Source organism: Paenibacillus sp. 01T47 (genome assembly GCF_056398245.1).
Genome location: NZ_JBFTPA010000003.1, coordinates 160353 through 175620 on the forward strand (window position 1 = coordinate 160353; position 15268 = coordinate 175620).

The window sequence follows — 15268 nt, forward strand, 5'->3', positions numbered from 1 at the left end:
TACTAAAAATACAAGATTACACTAACAACCATTAGAATTAGAAAGGTGAGATTAGTAGAATGGCTCAGGTGAAAGTTTTTGGACTTAAGGATCAATTAAATCCGATAAAACAGCAATTATCAGAAGTTATTCATTCCTGTGTAGTGGATGTATTTAAAATGCCGCTTGATAAGAAGTTTCATCGTTTTTTCGCAATGGAGAAAGAAGATTTTTATTACGCTCCTGGACGAACCGAGGCGTATACGATTATCGAAATAAGCGTATTTGAAGGTCGTTCCATCGATTCCAAAAAACAGCTTATTCGTTCGCTCTTTGATCACATTCAAGCACAATTGCATATTTCTCCTGAAGATATCGAAATAACAATTTTTGAAACTCCAAAATATAACTGGGGCATTCGCGGCCTGCCAGGGGATGAACTGCAGCTCTCCTATAATGTTAATGTGTAGCGCGCGCAGATTAGATTCTTCTGAGGCTAGTATTGCACCGTGGCTGTCGGTCAACAATGCGGCCGAGGCAATAAAGTTTTATAAAGCGGCATTTAGTGCAGTCGAGCTTTATCGGTTAGAGGACGGAGACGGGAATATAGCTATTGCTGAGCTTTCCGTTAGAGGAGCGAATTTTTGGATTCAAGAAGAGGCTGCCTCTATACCCGCAATGGTAGGTCGTGGCTTCTTCCGGATGGTTATCACGGTCAACGACCCCGATGCCTTATTCGAATTGGCTATCGCTGCGGGAGCAACAGAAATTGCACCTATAAATGAAGAACATGGCTGGCGTATTGGTCGTGTAGCGGATCCGTTTGGCTATCATTGGGAGATCGGCAAACGACTGTTTGAATAGACAAATGATAATAGGTCGATGAATCCAAAGCAAAGGGGTCATCGGCTTTTTTTGTATAATGATCATACACTTAGCGAGGTGCGAGGATATGAATAATTTCACAAAGAAACGAGAGGGATAGATGCAACTAATATCTCCCAATTACGTCTTTAACATTGCATAAATTCAATTGGGGGGCATTAAAATGAAACGTTTATGCTCAGTTTTACTCCTATTTGCAGTTATCGCAAGTGGTTGCAGCAAGGGGACGAGTGCAGAGATAAACACGGTTGATCAGCATCAACCAACAAATGATATCGTTATAGAATCAAACAATATGCCTAAAGAAATGCCGAGTGATTTTGATTTCATGGTGCGTTACGGATACAGCGAAGTGAACAAAAACGAAATTAATACTTTCCTAGATACGGCTACAAAGGATTTAGTGATGAACGGGACTGCATCTGCAAAAATTGCGTTTACGACAGAAGAGATGCGCAGCATTTATGAGAAAATGAGAGAAATAAATATAATGGGAACAAAAAACTTAAAGCCTGCTGCTATAGGGTGTGAACGGACTCCTTACGGGGAAGACAGCTGGGAAGTTAGTATAAACGGGGAATCCAAGACATTTACTTGGACCGAGAAATATTGCGAGTTAACAAAGGATGCGAAACAGTTGCTGGAACTGCGACAGTTCATTCATCAAATCGTTGCAGGGAAGGAAGCCTATCAGAAACTGCCAGAAGCAGAAGGCGGATATGACTGAAGATTAGAGAGAATGAACTTGAATAAAGTAGGGAGACTCTCTTGTGTGCATTCGTGCAAAAAGATTTATTGTACAGAAGCTTGGATTTGAAAAAGAGAATTACAAACAAATCTTTATGAGAATGTACGTGTGGAACCATAATCATAAAAAGAAGGAAAAGATGCAAATTTTCAAGCTATTGGAGCCGAACAGAAATAAACTAGTCGTGTTAAATGATAATACGGATATAGATGGTATTCGGATGGGGGAAATAATACATTCAACTTTTTAAAATAGCAGGATATGAGATATTCCGAACAAAATTAATCAATGCTCAATTAAGTTTGGTTTTTATGGAAAAACGATAAATGGGACAAAAAGCATGGTTGTTTAATTGTAATAAATACGATCTTGACGAGTTAGCAAGATATCGTTATACTCATTAAGCGTAATGATTACTATTAATTGAATTTTCTTTTTTTATTTGTTATATAATCGTAATTATTACGTTTAATCGAAAGCTTAAATTAATTGGAGGTGCCAATGATGACTGTTAAAAAACTGCCTGTAACTGTATTGAGCGGATATTTGGGCGCTGGCAAGACGACGATTATGAATCATATCCTACATAATCGCGATGGCTTGAAAGTCGCTGTTATCGTAAATGATTTGAGTGAATTGAATATAGACGCTAGTCTTATTAAAGATGGGGGCGGCTTGTCACGGACAGAAGAAAAGCTTGTCGAAATGTCCAATGGCTGTATTTGCTGCACGCTTAGGGAAGATTTGCTTAAGGAAGTAGAGAGCTTAGCGAAAGAAAATCGCTTTGATTATATTCTGATTGAATCAACGGGTGTTGGTGAGCCTGTTCCCGTAGCTCAGACCTTCTCCTATATCGATGAAGAGCAAGGGATTGATTTAACACAATATTGCAGGCTGGATTGTATGGTAACGGTCGTTGATGCTTATCGCTTCTGGCATGATTACGCATCAGGTGAAACATTGCTTGATCGCAGTCAAGCCGTTGGCGAAGACGATACACGCGAGGTAGTTGATTTGTTGATTGATCAGATCGAGTTTTGCGATGTGCTTATTTTGAACAAATGTGATCTTGTTGATGATGAGGAATTGGCGGAACTAGAAGGGGTTCTCCGGACCATGCAGCCACGCGCCAAGTTTATTCGTACTTCCAAAGGCGAAGTTAATCCGAAAGAAATTTTAAATACGTCGTTGTTTAATTTTGACGAAGCTAGTCGTTCAGCAGGGTGGATTAAGGAATTGGAAGCTCCATCACATACACCGGAAACGGAAGAGTACGGCATATCCTCCTTCGTATACGAACGTGCGAAGCCATTTCATCCGCAGCGTCTTAAAGCTTGGATGGAGCGCTGGCCAGAGGAAGTCGTTCGAGCCAAAGGTATTGTATGGCTTGCGACTCGTAGCGCGTATGCACAAAGCTTGAGCCAAGCAGGGCCTTCCATACAGTTTGGACCGGCTGGTTTATGGGCTGCTGCATTGCCGGATGCGGAACGAGAAGAATTACTGCTCGAAGACCCAGAGCTCGCAAACGTATGGCACGAGGAATATGGTGATCGTGTTAATAAGTTTGTACTTATCGGCATTGCGATGAACCGTAAGCAGCTGACCGATTCGCTCGACCACTGCTTGCTGAGAGACGAGGAGCTGCCGCTTGACTGGAATGTGTTTCTTGATGAATTTCCGAATGCGATGAATGATCAGATGTACTGATATTTCGGCTGTCAGTGTTGTTTTTATATAAGAAGCAGCCTCAGGGAAACCTTTGAGGCTGCTTCTATTTTAATATCTTTAAAGCAGCTTGCAATTATGAATTGACAGCGCTTCGGAACATTGGTACCATATTTTCATAAACGCGTGTTTACGGAAAGAGGGACTAGGATTGAGCAAGGAAATTAATAGTACGGAAATTGCTAAGCTAGCAGGTGTTTCCAGAAGCACGGTCAGCCGTGTTATTAACAATTATGCGAATGTTCCTGAGAAGACGAAGCAAAAGGTATTGAAGGTCATTCAGCAATACAATTATTACCCTAATCTATCCGCGCAGGTGCTGGCAGGCAAACGCACGCGAACGATTGGTTTGTTTATGGCCGATTCCGGGCGAGTATCCGGCGACAGCATTTCAAGCTTGCTGCTTGCCCGGGTTATTGAAAACGCTTCTTCGCATGGCTATTATGTGCTGACTCATATCGTTCACGATATGAAAGATCAGAATGAGGCTCGTACGATTAAGGAGAGCTTCTATCAGCGCAGAATCGATGGAGGCGTGTTCATTGGAGCAGCTAATCATGAACCGCTTATTGAAGAGCTTATAGCCGAAGGATTTATGGTGGCAATCGTAGATCAGCACTTGCCAGGACGGACCGAATCCAATCGTATTGTGTTCAACTTTGACAACGAAACGGGTGTAGGGCAAGCGATTGATTATTTAGTCAGCTTGGGCCATGAGCGAATTGGCATGATTAACGGAGATATGAATAGATACTCCGGACCATCCAAGTGGCGCGGCTTTCAAGCAGCAATGGCAAGGCATCAATTACCGCTCGTGCAGCAGTGGATGCTGCCGGGAGATTTTAACGAATCAAGCGGCTACATGGCCATTAAGGAATTTATGAAATCCAAGATGGAGCTGCCGACAGCGATATTTGCGGCAAACGACAGCGTTGCATTCGGAGCTATTCGAGCATTGAAGGAATCCGGTATTCGTGTGCCGCAGGATGTATCGATCGTAGGTTTTGATGACCATATATTGAGTGCACATTCCAGTCCGGCATTAACGACGATTCGGGTTGATTTTGCAGACATGATGGACAAATTAACGAAAACCTTGATCTCCAGCATTGAGAATGGTTCTGGCGAATATCAGCCGGTTGCGGCAAGCACGGAGCTTGTTGTCCGTGATTCCTGCCAAAGGGCAAGAGAAGATTCGTAATTAAGCGCAAGCACTATACAGTTAGAGGTCGTTATGATTTGCATAATGGCTTCTAAAGTTAGGTTTGAACTGCTCATTATTTTTTACTTTCAAATGAACGCGCGTTCACATGTTGTAGCTTTGTGAGAGGGGGAATGCGGATGTAGGTGAAGGAATTTCAATGAATTGGAGTATCCGGATATTGAATAGTGATTACACGGCTTTTACAGCACTTATAACGATAAAATCAACCTACAGGGGGAAAAGGGCATGGATAAAAACTTGATTGGAACACGTACAGTAACTCAAATTGGATTATTAGTTCATGATATTGATACAACGTCGCAGGCGTATGCCGATTTTTTTGGAATTGAAAAGCCGAATTGGTTTTGGACTGACACGGTAGATAAAGCACAAACGGAATACAATGGTGAATCGTCAGTGGCTCGCGCCAAGCTTGCTTTTTTTGATATGGGTTCCTTGCAGCTTGAGCTTATCGAGCCGGATGAACATCCTAGTACGTGGAGAGAGCATCTCGACAAGCATGGTGAAGGCCCGCATCACATCGCGTTCGTCGTTGACGGCATGAAAGAAATTGTAGCATCCATGGAGAAAAACGGAATGGCATTGGTTCAAAAGGGAGAGTATACCGGCGGACGATACGCTTATATGGATACTTTTAAAAATTTGAAGATCATGCTGGAGCTGCTGGAAAACGATAAAAAGTAAATAATGCGATAACGAGCTTCCCAATATAGGTGATGAATGAACAGGAGGAATGAGCAGTATGAACATATTAATTACAGGCGCCAATCGAGGTCTTGGCTTAGCGATTGCTAGTGAAGCGTGCGAACGAGGGCATTATGTGTTAGCTGGTGTTCGCAGCCCGGGATCCTCCGCAGAGGGCTTGCAAGAGTTGCTCACAAAATTTCCGGATCAAGTAACGATCCTGCCGCTTGATGTTACGGATGAGAATTCGGTTCGCTACGCTTCCGAGCAAGCGGAAAACCGAGTTCGCAGTTTGGATGCGGTTATAAACAGTGCAGCGATATTGCTGGGACGGGATCAGAAGCTGGAGCAGCTCGACTTGGAGCAAGTAGAGCAATCGTTCCAGACTAATCTTTTTGGGCCGATCGTCGTGCTCAAGCATTTTTTGCCTATGCTTCGTCAAGGAGAGCGGCAAAGCATCATTAATATTAGCTCGGAAGCAGGAAGCTTTACAGGCGCTTATGGCGGCGACTATTCGTATGCGTTGTCTAAGTCTGCTCTGAACATGTTCTCAGCTCAGCTGCGGAACGAGCTTGCACCGCAAGGATTTGTTGTTCATGCGCTTCATCCCGGCTGGATCAGAACAGATATGGGAGGCGAGCAAGCGCCTGGAGATGCGACAGTATCTGCAGCTGGCATCTTGAACATCGTCGAACGGAAAATGGAAGCAGATGCACTATTTATTGATCATAATGGTGCTCCTATGAAACTATAAGGCAGCAAAATTAAAATTGGCGGTGGCTGATGCGTATACGCAGACGTACTTTGTATGTCATAGGCGGAATCATTACTCTTTTGTTAGTCGTGACGATATCATTTCGACTGTTATCAGGGTCAGAAGGCGGGAATACATTGAATAAGCAGCAGGAACAAGGAAATGCTCCAATAAACAATGCTGAATTGCCAATTGCAACGGAACCTGACTCGCAGCCAGAAATTAAGCAAGGAACGCAAGTCAAGGTGGATCAGGTTGGCTATGAAACAGCGCATGCGAAGTTTGCCATCGTAGAGGGTGAGTTGCCAAGCGGAGCGGAATTCTCGTTAGTCGACAGCAATGGCAACACGATGTTTACGGGCAGCTTATCTGAGCCGCTTGCGGATGCAGCATCACAAAAGACAATAAGAAGAGCGGATTTCTCCAGCTTCCAAACGGCTGGAGAATATAAGCTGCTGGTCGCTGGGGCGGGCAGTTCTTATCCTTTTGTCATTGGAGATGCTCCATATCATGATGCGCTCGCTACGCTGCTCAGATCTTATACATTGCAGCGTTCGGGCGTAACGATCGACGATCCGATTACGAAGCTGAAGCAGACAGCGGGACATTTACAAGATGCGCAAGCGGAGATCTTCTTTGATGATGGAGTATCGCATAAAGGTGATCTCATTGATGTATCCGGTGGTTGGTACGATGCTGGCGACTATGGAAAGTACATACCTCCTGCAGCTGTTACAGTTGCTCAGCTGCTGCTCGCCTATGACCTCAATCCAGAAGCATTTCCTGCGGGACAGCTTAAGCTTCCTGAAGGGTTAAAGACTGCGAATTCCTCGCTTCCTGATATTTTGGAAGAGGTGCGTTATGAGCTGGAATGGATGCTGCGCATGCAGCGTGCAGACGGTGCGGTTTATCATAAAGTGAGCGGCTCCGCTTGGACTGGATTTGTTACGCCAGATACGGATACACAAACTCGTTATGTATATGGTTTGTCGACGTATGGCACCGCTCAATTTGCGGGTGCAACAGCGCTGGCGGCTCGAATATATAAACCCTTCGACGAGAAATTTTCTAATCGTTTGTTAGCTGCGGCTGAGAAAGCACAGAGCTACTTGAGCGCAAACGAAGCCGCTGCTTTCCGGCAGGATCCGATGCAGGATAACGGCTCTGGCGGATATGGCAAGCAAACCGATGCAGAAGAGAGGATGTGGGCACTTGCTGAGCTGTTTCGCACTACGGGAAATAGCAGCTATAGCGACGTGCTTACTAGTCGGTTTGATTATTTGTTGAAGAGCTCTCCACAGGCGGTCAACTGGGCGAATGCCCAGCTGCTTGGTCAATGGGCGTACTATGGTGCGGAGAAAGCGGATGAGCAGTGGAAGGAGCTTATTCGTACAGCAGTAATTGATCGAGCGAAGGAGCTTGTTGCAAGATCCGAAGCAGACGGCTATTTCAACCTATTGAACGCAGAGGAATACACGTGGGCATCGGTGAAATCCGGAGCTGCTTATGGCTGTATCCTTCTGATTGCAAACCTAATGAAGCCTGAAGAAGCTAGCTTCAGAGCTACTGCGCTTGAGCAGCTGCATCATGTATTTGGCCGCAGTGCAACGGGGTTTAGTTATGTGACGGGAATAGGCAGTCAATACCCGCTGGAGCCTCATCACCGCATTAATGCAGCTACTGGAGTATTGATTCCAGGCTTGGTCGTTGGAGGTCCGAATCGTTACGGCGGAGATCCTGATTTGGATGCGGTCAAGGATAGTCTCGCACCTGCCATGGCTTATTTGGATGTAAGAGGTTCTTATTCGAGCAATGAATACGCGATTGATTATAATGCTCCTGTCATTTTATTGGCCTCTTTTTTCGCTAATGAGTAATTCAATAGGGGTATAAAAAAAGGAACTGCCTGCAAGGTCTTTATAGACCAAGCGAGGCAGTTCCTTTTGTATAGCTTATAGATATACGGCTTTGCCGGTTTTGGATGATTCATAAATTGCTTCAAGAATTTGAGAAACGACAAAAGCTTGCTCTGGTGTAACAACAGGCTCAGTGCCCTCTTCAATAGCTTTCAGCCACATTCTCATTTCGAGATCAGCATCGCTTTCTGTTTTGCCATCGTAGAAAGCAACTCCGCCTGCATTCAGATCAACCTTAGTTGCAAATAGACGGCTATGCTTCTCGCCATTAATGCGAAGGCCATCCTTCATGTCCGCGCCGCCTTCAGTACCAGACAACGTACATTTTGCTTCGTCAACTTCAAGTGTATTAAGTGCCCAGCTGGATTCAAGCACGATTGTAGCGCCGTTTTCCATAACGATCATACCAAATGCGGAATCCTCAACCGTGAACTTCGCAGGATCCCAAGGGCCCCATGCATTAGCAGCGTTCTCACGTTGCGAAAGCTTGTGGTAAGAAGTACCAAGCACTACTTTTGGCTTGTAGTTGTCAAGCATCCAAAGCGTCAAATCAAGTGCGTGAGTACCGATATCGATAAGCGGTCCGCCGCCTTGTTTTTCTTCGTCAAGGAATACGCCCCAAGTTGGAACTGCGCGGCGACGTACAGCATGCGCTTTCGCGTAGTAGATATCACCAAGCTCGCCAGCTTCACACAATTTTTTCAAGTGTTGGCTGTCTGGACGGAAACGGTTGTTGTAGCCAACAGTAAGTTTCTTGCCAGTACGGCGAGCAGCGTCAACCATACGTTGTGCATCGTGAGCTGTTTTGGCCATAGGTTTTTCAGTCATAACATGTTTGCCAGCTTCAAGCGCAGCAATGGCAATGTTCGCATGTGAATCGTTTGGCGTACATACATGAACAACTTCAATGGAAGAATCGTTCAACAGCTCCGTGTAATCCGTGTATACTTTCGCGTCTTCTGCACCGTATTGAGCGGCTGCGTCAATTGCACGTTGTTCAACGATATCGCAAAATGCAACGATTTCAACGTTTTTAAGTTTCTTCAAGCTTGGTAGATGTTTACCGTTTGCAATTCCGCCACAGCCAATAATAGCAAGTTTGTATACTTTAGACATGTTATAAAGCCTCCTAGTAGTATAATGAATTTTTTTATTGAGAAACGGTTTGACGAGCATTCCTGCGATATTCGGAAGGAGTTACGCCGAACTTCTTGCGAAATACAGCGTGTAAATAGTTGCCGCCGGCAAAACCGGATAACTTAGCTATTTTCTCCACCGAATGCGAACTCTCGAGCAGCTCACGGCATACGACAGCTAGCCTGATGTCTTCAAGAATACGGCTGAATGTATGTCCATGATGAAGCTCCTTGAATAATCGCTGAATTTGCCGTGAGCTTAAATTAAGCTTGTCCGCAACGTCCTCAAGCGTGATGAAGCCGTCATAGTTAGCGTAAATATACTCCAAGGCGAGTCGATAACGATAAGCCTTCATATCCCGCGTTGGAAAATGCTTCTGTTCACTTGCTGTTTCATAAGCGCGAACCGCTCGCATTAAAATCTGGATAACTGTCTGCTTAATGGTAGTATAGCTGCCGACAAAATTATCGTTGCAAGCTTGATACGCTTCAAGAAAGCGAGGCATCGCTTGATGAAGATCCATTGTTGGATACAATGGAAGCGCCTTGAGCTTCTCGATACAATTTCGCGCTTCAGCAGCTTCCCAGTCGTCATAGGAATGAACATCCTCGCCGTTATTCTGCTCGGTGCGATCAATGATATCGACATGCAGACAAAGCTCATCCATCGCTTCAAGCGGGTCTGCTTCTTGATAATGCATGATCTCAGGTCCGGTTAAATAAAGCATGCCAGGTTTTAATGCATACTCCTGGTCGCTAATAATGACCTTTCCTTTGCCCTGCGGTATGAAGTGAAATTCATATTCCGCGTGCTTATGAAATCCAATCATTCTGCCGGGAGGAAATTGCGTCAGATGGAAGCGCAGTACATGGATGTCGTAGGGTCCCCATCTGATGCACAGCTCCAGGCGTTCAAGCGCATCCTGGCGTTCATGCATGACCTCATACGGGAAGTTAGGCATGCCGATCACTCCTTGGAGTCGTTCAAATTATGTGTGTCGTATTACTCGCTCAGCTCATCGATGCGGATTGCACGGTGCTCATTAGCAGAACGGTTTGAAGCTTCCATCAGCTTTGTTAAGTCAATGGCAAGGCTTACATTTTCGTCAGCGGACGTGTTGTTCTCGATGTGCTGTACCCATTGGTCAAACGCACTTTCTCTGTTCGGCGGAATCACTTGTGCCGTCCATTGCTCAGATGATTGTGCTCCTGGTGTAGAAGTGCGAAGCAGCAGCTGGCTCTCAGGATTGCCATACAATAGCGTTCCTTCAGTTCCATGCACCTCAAGCGTAAATGGTGAATGATTGTTAACGAAGCCGGCTTCTACGATTCCGATTGCTCCAGATGGCGCGTTCAATATCGCAACTGCGTTATCTTCTACTTCTTTGCCAGTCACATAACCAAAGTGAGCAGAAACCTCTTTTGGCATTTCATTCAAGAAAAGTCTAGTCAAATACATAGGGTGACAGCCCAAATCGATTAACGCACCGCCGCCGCATTGCTCTAGGTTGTAGAAGTGTTCAGGCAGCCAGTTCGCTGTTGCTCCGTTATGTGAGAGACGAGCACGAACGAGTGTGATTTTTCCAAGTACGCCTTGTGACAAAATATCGCGAATCGCCAGTGTATAGCCGTCATTTAGACGAGGCAACGATACAGTTAATTTTACATTATTTTTAGCTACTTCATCTAGTATAACATTTACTTCTTTAAGAGTTGGGGCAATAACTTTCTCTGTGAAAATATGCTTGCCTGCTTTAGCCGCTGCTACGATAACCTCTTGGTGTCTGAAGGTTGGAGCGTCAACAATAACTGCGTCAATATCATCGCGACTCAACATTTCATTAAGATCGGAATGAAAAGTAACGCCAAGCTTCTCGGCAGCTGCTTGACCGCGTTCCGCGATTTCGTCCCATACAGCAACGATTTCCGTACCAGGGTGCTCCTGAGCTTGTTTCGTATAATCCCATGCGTGTACATGCCAATAACTGATTTTACCGATTCGAATCATAGGTTCATCTCTCCCTGGGCATCTATTAGCGAATTTGCATTGCATATATAAATTTATGACAACAGCTATAATTTAACATAGTTTTATGCTTATTTTTAGTGTAATTTAATGACCAAATTTGTATGAAATTACGACAAAAACTTGTTTCGCTTAAATTCTCTTACATATATTGCTTCCGATATTGACGCGGGGATATGCGGGTAATCTTTTTAAAGGTTTTACCGAAGTGGGAGAAGTTATCAAAGCCAACCGCAGCGGCAATATCGGTAATGCTCCTATCGGACTCGCGAAGCAGACGCTGCGCTTCTTTCATGCGCGTCAGAATGATGTAATCGGAGAAGGTAAAACCTGTCAGCTCCTTGAACATGCGGCTTAAATAATAAGGACTGATGAAAAAATGTTTTGCGACCTCGTCAAGCCGAAGCGTCTCCCCAAAGTGAGCGTTAATGTAGCGGATAACCTCTGAAATTTTGGCATGCATGGGAGTGGCGTGGTGCAGAGGCACTGGCTCATGCTGCTGAATATGTCTAGCTGCAGTCAGCAGAAGCTCTGTTACGGCAAACGCAGGAAACAGCTCGAAGCCAGCAGGCTGCTGTCTGATCTCTGAGAGCGTTCTACTCATTAATTGTGCTGTCGCCAGCTGCTCTTGCATAGGCATACGAATAATATGGGATTGCTGTTCAAATGGCGTCAATAAGAAGCTGGCATGTGCTCCTACCAATTTACTCAACATGGCATCATCAAAGTGTATGATAATTCGTTCATGAGCGGCATCGCCGGATTGCATCGTTTTGTGCAGCTCATGCTTCGAAATAAAGACGAGGTCGCCTTGCTCAACTGAATAGGAACGGTCACGTATAAAATAAATCCGCTGCCCTGACAGCATATAGTAAATTTCATAATAGTCGTGGTAGTGATTGTATTCCATCGTGTAGGGTGCTGTTCGCTTCGTATACTCAATGTATAGGTCGGATATAGAGCCAAAGCTATAGATGTCGGGCTGGATGCTCATTAGGGATGTACTCCTTTTGATTTTATCGCAAAATAAGCGGTGTTTGATTGAAATAGAGCAGGATATGCAGAGAATTATATCACTATCATGCAGTAATATGAAGGTAATTGGAATCGAGGAGGAATAATGAGTATGGCAAAAAAACGGTATGTATTGGTAGGCAGCGGCGGCAGGGCAGAATTTTTCTACGGTGCGCTTGCAACCGATTTCAGAGAAACGTCGCAGCTGCTCGCTTTTTGTGATATTAACCAAACTCGGATGGACTATGCGAATCGCATATTAGTTGATAAATATAACCATGAGGCTGTAAAAACGTACAAATCAAATGAATTTGAACAAATGATTGAGCAGGAGAAGCCGGATGCGGTCATCGTTACGAGCATGGATCGGACGCATCATACGTACATTATTCGTGCGCTGGAGCTTGGCTGTGATGTTGTAACCGAGAAGCCCATGACGGTGGACGAGAAGAAATGCCAGCAAATTTTGGATGCGGTTGAACGGACGGGTCGCAATGTGCGTGTGACGTTCAACTATCGGTATGCGCCGCATCATACGAAGGCTAGAGAGCTGATTACTAATGGTACAATCGGCAAAGTAACCTCCGTTCACTTTGAGTGGCTGCTGAATACGCAGCATGGCGCAGATTATTTCCGCAGATGGCATCGCAACAAGCAGAACAGCGGCGGTTTGCTGGTGCACAAATCGACGCATCACTTTGATCTCGTGAACTTCTGGATCGGCTCGCAGCCGGAGTCGGTATTTGCCTTTGGTGATCTCTTGTTCTATGGTCGCGAAAATGCAGAGCAGCGCGGGGAGACGCGATTTTATGAGCGCGCAACGGGTAATCCGCTGGCTGAGAATGATCCATTTGCGCTGCATTTGGACAAAAATGACCATTTGAAAGCGATGTATTTGGATGCGGAGCATGAGGACGGCTACCGCCGCGATCAAAGCGTGTTCGGTGACGGCATTAATATTGAAGATACGATGGGCGTGCTTGTCCGCTACAAAAACAATGCGATCTTAACCTACTCCTTAAACGCATATTTGCCATGGGAAGGCTACCGCATTGCATTTAATGGAACAAAGGGACGCATAGAGATGAATATCGTGGAACAATCGTATGTGAATTCCGGCGGCGAGAAATCCGATGAGGGCGCGCTGAAAGAGCAGTCGATTAAAGTATTTCCAATGTTTGCAGCTCCTTATGAGGTCGAGGTAGAAGAAGGCGTTGGCGGTCATGGCGGCGGCGATCCGGTATTGCTGAACGATCTATTTGGAACGCCTGTAGAGGACCCATTCCAAAGGGCGGCGAATCATATTGATGGAGCAAGATCGATTCTAACGGGCATTGCAGCGAACCGTTCTATCCAGACTGGACTCGCAGTACAAATTGATGAGCTTGTGAAATTTCATAACTAGGTTGCGGAGGAGGAAGCTTAAATGAAGCCATTTATGGACGATCATTTTTTGTTGTCAAACGAAACGGCGATTAAGCTGTATCATGATTTTGCAAAGGACATGCCGATCATTGATTACCATTGCCATTTGAGTCCGCAGCAAATTTTTGAGAATAAAAGCTTTGAGAACATTACGGAGGCATGGCTGTACGGTGACCACTACAAGTGGCGGGCAATGCGTGCGAATGGAGTAGAGGAGCGTTTTGTAACAGGCGGCGAGGGAGTAACCGATTACGAGCGCTTTGAAGCATGGGCCAAAACAGTTCCGCAAACGATCGGCAATCCGCTTTACCAATGGTCGCATTTGGAGCTTCGTCGTTATTTTGGCATTTATGAGCTTATTAATGAGAAAAATGCACCGTCCATATGGGAACAGGTTAACGCCAAGCTCGCGACAGGCCAATTTAAAGCGCGTGATTTGGTCAACATGTCCAAGGTCGAGGTCATCTGCACGACAGATGATCCTGTTGATTCGCTGGAGTATCATATCGCGATCAAAGCTTTAGATGATTTTAACATACAGGTGCTGCCTTCCTTCAGGCCTGACAAAGCGCTGGAAATCAATCGTCCTACTTTTCTAGAATGGGTTGGCAAGCTTGAAGAGGCGGCTGCAACGACGATCGACAGCTATGATGCGCTGCTTGATGCGCTTGAGGCAAGAGTAAAGTTTTTCGCTGAGGTGGGCTGCAAAGTATCTGACCATGCGCTGGACTACGTTGCGTATGCAGAGATAACGAAGGCTGATGCTGCCGCTATTTTTGCCAAAGCCTTGAACAAGGAAACGGTCTCCCTGGAAGAAGAGAAGCAATACAAAACGTTCACGCTGCTCTTCTTGGGACGTTTGTATGCCGAGCGCGGCTGGGCGATGCAGTTCCATATCAATGCGGCTAGAAACAACAGTTCGCGCATGTTTGGCAAGCTCGGACCGGATACGGGTTTTGATTCGATCAATGATAGCGACGTAGCTTACCCGCTAACGAGACTGCTTGATGCGCTGGATATGGACGACACGCTTCCGAAAACAATCGTTTATTCGCTAAATGCCAAGGACAATGATGTACTGGGATCCATTATTGGAAGCTTCCAAGGGGGCGGGGTGCCTGGGAAAATTCAACTTGGCTCTGCATGGTGGTTCAACGATACAAAAAATGGTATGCTTGATCAAATGAATACGCTTGCCAATCAAGGACTGCTTAGCCGCTTTGTTGGCATGCTGACCGATTCTCGCAGCTTCCTCTCGTACACCAGACATGAATATTTCCGGCGTTTGCTCTGCAATTTGCTAGGTGAATGGGTCGAGAATGGCGAGGCGCCGGAAGATATGGAGCTGCTGGGTCAAATGGTTCAAAATATTTCTTATCGCAACGCGAAAGCTTACTTCGGCTTCTAGCATGCTTGAAACGTTCTACAATTCCGCTAGCTCAGCGGGGGCTGTGGGACGTTTTTTTGTATCCAAGCGATAAGCAGCCATCAAAAATTTGAGCATCTGCGGTCCGGCTATATTCGCGGCAATTCCGAATAGCTCGGAATGCACTGCTTTTCGGCATAGCAAATAAAATGCCGCGCCGCCGATGAGCTCAAAGGCAATGAACTCCTTCCATTTCCAGGCGGGAACAATGTATATTTCAAATTCTTCTTTTTTGGCAGCTCGTGTACGCAAAATGGGAGCCCTCCTGCTAATTAGGCGCATTACAACCGTAACTAGATTATGCGGAGCAGCTTATCCATCATTC

General features: G+C 45.4%; 15 protein-coding genes. 10 read left to right on the forward strand and 5 right to left on the reverse strand.

What is annotated here, in order from left to right; all coding sequences use genetic code 11:
* Positions 1-59: 59 nt before the first annotated feature.
* From AC1DOV_RS08130 to AC1DOV_RS08165, 8 genes are all read left to right on the forward strand, one after another.
* The gene (locus tag AC1DOV_RS08130; RefSeq protein WP_339207598.1) at positions 60-449 is read left to right on the forward strand and encodes a tautomerase family protein; all 390 of its coding nucleotides are present in this window, start codon (positions 60-62) and stop codon (positions 447-449) included.
* Complete coding sequence (locus AC1DOV_RS08135) at positions 436-843, forward strand: VOC family protein (protein ID WP_477549664.1); 408 nt, start codon at positions 436-438, stop codon at positions 841-843. Before AC1DOV_RS08130 ends, AC1DOV_RS08135 begins: the two co-directional genes overlap by 14 nt.
* 184 nt (positions 844-1027) lie before the next feature.
* Positions 1028-1591 carry a hypothetical protein gene (locus AC1DOV_RS08140; protein ID WP_477549665.1) on the forward strand — a complete coding sequence of 188 codons (564 nt, stop codon included), beginning with the start codon at positions 1028-1030 and terminating at the stop codon, positions 1589-1591.
* 525 nt (positions 1592-2116) lie between these two features.
* Positions 2117-3319 carry a GTP-binding protein gene (locus AC1DOV_RS08145; RefSeq protein ID WP_477549807.1) on the forward strand — a complete coding sequence of 401 codons (1203 nt, stop codon included), beginning with the start codon at positions 2117-2119 and terminating at the stop codon, positions 3317-3319.
* A 169-nt stretch (positions 3320-3488) separates the two neighbouring features.
* Positions 3489-4538 (forward strand): LacI family DNA-binding transcriptional regulator, encoded by a 1050-nt coding sequence (locus AC1DOV_RS08150; protein ID WP_477549666.1) that lies wholly within the window; start codon positions 3489-3491, stop codon positions 4536-4538.
* 249 nt (positions 4539-4787) lie between these two features.
* Positions 4788-5246, forward strand: a complete 459-nt coding sequence (locus tag AC1DOV_RS08155) for a VOC family protein (protein ID WP_339207600.1) — start codon at positions 4788-4790, stop codon at positions 5244-5246.
* 58 nt (positions 5247-5304) lie between these two features.
* Positions 5305-6000 (forward strand): SDR family oxidoreductase, encoded by a 696-nt coding sequence (locus tag AC1DOV_RS08160; protein ID WP_477549667.1) that lies wholly within the window; start codon positions 5305-5307, stop codon positions 5998-6000.
* Positions 6001-6029: 29 nt separating this feature from the next.
* On the forward strand, positions 6030-7877 hold the full coding sequence (locus tag AC1DOV_RS08165; protein WP_477549668.1) for a glycoside hydrolase family 9 protein: 1848 nt from the start codon (positions 6030-6032) through the stop codon (positions 7875-7877).
* Positions 7878-7952: 75 nt separating this feature from the next.
* Here the strand turns inward: AC1DOV_RS08165 and AC1DOV_RS08170 are convergent, their stop codons facing one another.
* From AC1DOV_RS08170 to AC1DOV_RS08185, 4 genes are all read right to left on the reverse strand, one after another.
* A complete protein-coding gene (locus tag AC1DOV_RS08170) occupies positions 7953-9032 on the reverse strand; it encodes a Gfo/Idh/MocA family protein (protein ID WP_477549669.1) in 1080 nt (359 codons plus the stop codon).
* Between the two features lie 34 nt (positions 9033-9066).
* A complete protein-coding gene (locus tag AC1DOV_RS08175) occupies positions 9067-10014 on the reverse strand; it encodes an AraC family transcriptional regulator (RefSeq protein ID WP_076267964.1) in 948 nt (315 codons plus the stop codon).
* A 41-nt stretch (positions 10015-10055) separates the two neighbouring features.
* On the reverse strand, positions 10056-11060 hold the full coding sequence (locus AC1DOV_RS08180; RefSeq protein ID WP_430057532.1) for a Gfo/Idh/MocA family protein: 1005 nt from the start codon (positions 11058-11060) through the stop codon (positions 10056-10058).
* A 160-nt stretch (positions 11061-11220) separates the two neighbouring features.
* Positions 11221-12072: a helix-turn-helix domain-containing protein gene (locus AC1DOV_RS08185; RefSeq protein ID WP_477527463.1), complete on the reverse strand. Its 852-nt coding sequence runs from the start codon at positions 12070-12072 to the stop codon at positions 11221-11223.
* Between the two features lie 132 nt (positions 12073-12204).
* Between AC1DOV_RS08185 and AC1DOV_RS08190 the strand changes: the two genes are divergently transcribed.
* Complete coding sequence (locus AC1DOV_RS08190; RefSeq protein WP_477549670.1) at positions 12205-13497, forward strand: Gfo/Idh/MocA family protein; 1293 nt, start codon at positions 12205-12207, stop codon at positions 13495-13497.
* 21 nt (positions 13498-13518) lie between these two features.
* Positions 13519-14925, forward strand: a complete 1407-nt coding sequence (gene uxaC, locus AC1DOV_RS08195) for a glucuronate isomerase (protein WP_477549671.1) — start codon at positions 13519-13521, stop codon at positions 14923-14925.
* Positions 14926-14940: 15 nt separating this feature from the next.
* On the opposite strand, the gene AC1DOV_RS08200 is transcribed toward uxaC, so the two are convergent.
* Positions 14941-15195, reverse strand: coding sequence for a hypothetical protein (locus AC1DOV_RS08200; RefSeq protein ID WP_339207608.1), 255 nt, complete (start codon positions 15193-15195; stop codon positions 14941-14943).
* Positions 15196-15268 lie beyond the last annotated feature (73 nt).

Coding starts and splice junctions, on each gene's coding strand:
- AC1DOV_RS08130 (WP_339207598.1), top strand. CDS start 60: ATGGCTCAGGTGAAAGTTTTTGGACTTAAGGATCAATTAAATCCGATA.
- AC1DOV_RS08135 (WP_477549664.1), top strand. CDS start 436: ATGTTAATGTGTAGCGCGCGCAGATTAGATTCTTCTGAGGCTAGTATT.
- AC1DOV_RS08140 (WP_477549665.1), top strand. CDS start 1,028: ATGAAACGTTTATGCTCAGTTTTACTCCTATTTGCAGTTATCGCAAGT.
- AC1DOV_RS08145 (WP_477549807.1), top strand. CDS start 2,117: ATGACTGTTAAAAAACTGCCTGTAACTGTATTGAGCGGATATTTGGGC.
- AC1DOV_RS08155 (WP_339207600.1), top strand. CDS start 4,788: ATGGATAAAAACTTGATTGGAACACGTACAGTAACTCAAATTGGATTA.
- AC1DOV_RS08160 (WP_477549667.1), top strand. CDS start 5,305: ATGAACATATTAATTACAGGCGCCAATCGAGGTCTTGGCTTAGCGATT.
- AC1DOV_RS08165 (WP_477549668.1), top strand. CDS start 6,030: ATGCGTATACGCAGACGTACTTTGTATGTCATAGGCGGAATCATTACT.
- AC1DOV_RS08170 (WP_477549669.1), bottom strand. CDS start 9,032: ATGTCTAAAGTATACAAACTTGCTATTATTGGCTGTGGCGGAATTGCA.
- AC1DOV_RS08175 (WP_076267964.1), bottom strand. CDS start 10,014: ATGCCTAACTTCCCGTATGAGGTCATGCATGAACGCCAGGATGCGCTT.
- AC1DOV_RS08180 (WP_430057532.1), bottom strand. CDS start 11,060: ATGATTCGAATCGGTAAAATCAGTTATTGGCATGTACACGCATGGGAT.
- AC1DOV_RS08185 (WP_477527463.1), bottom strand. CDS start 12,072: ATGAGCATCCAGCCCGACATCTATAGCTTTGGCTCTATATCCGACCTA.
- AC1DOV_RS08190 (WP_477549670.1), top strand. CDS start 12,205: ATGGCAAAAAAACGGTATGTATTGGTAGGCAGCGGCGGCAGGGCAGAA.
- uxaC (WP_477549671.1), top strand. CDS start 13,519: ATGAAGCCATTTATGGACGATCATTTTTTGTTGTCAAACGAAACGGCG.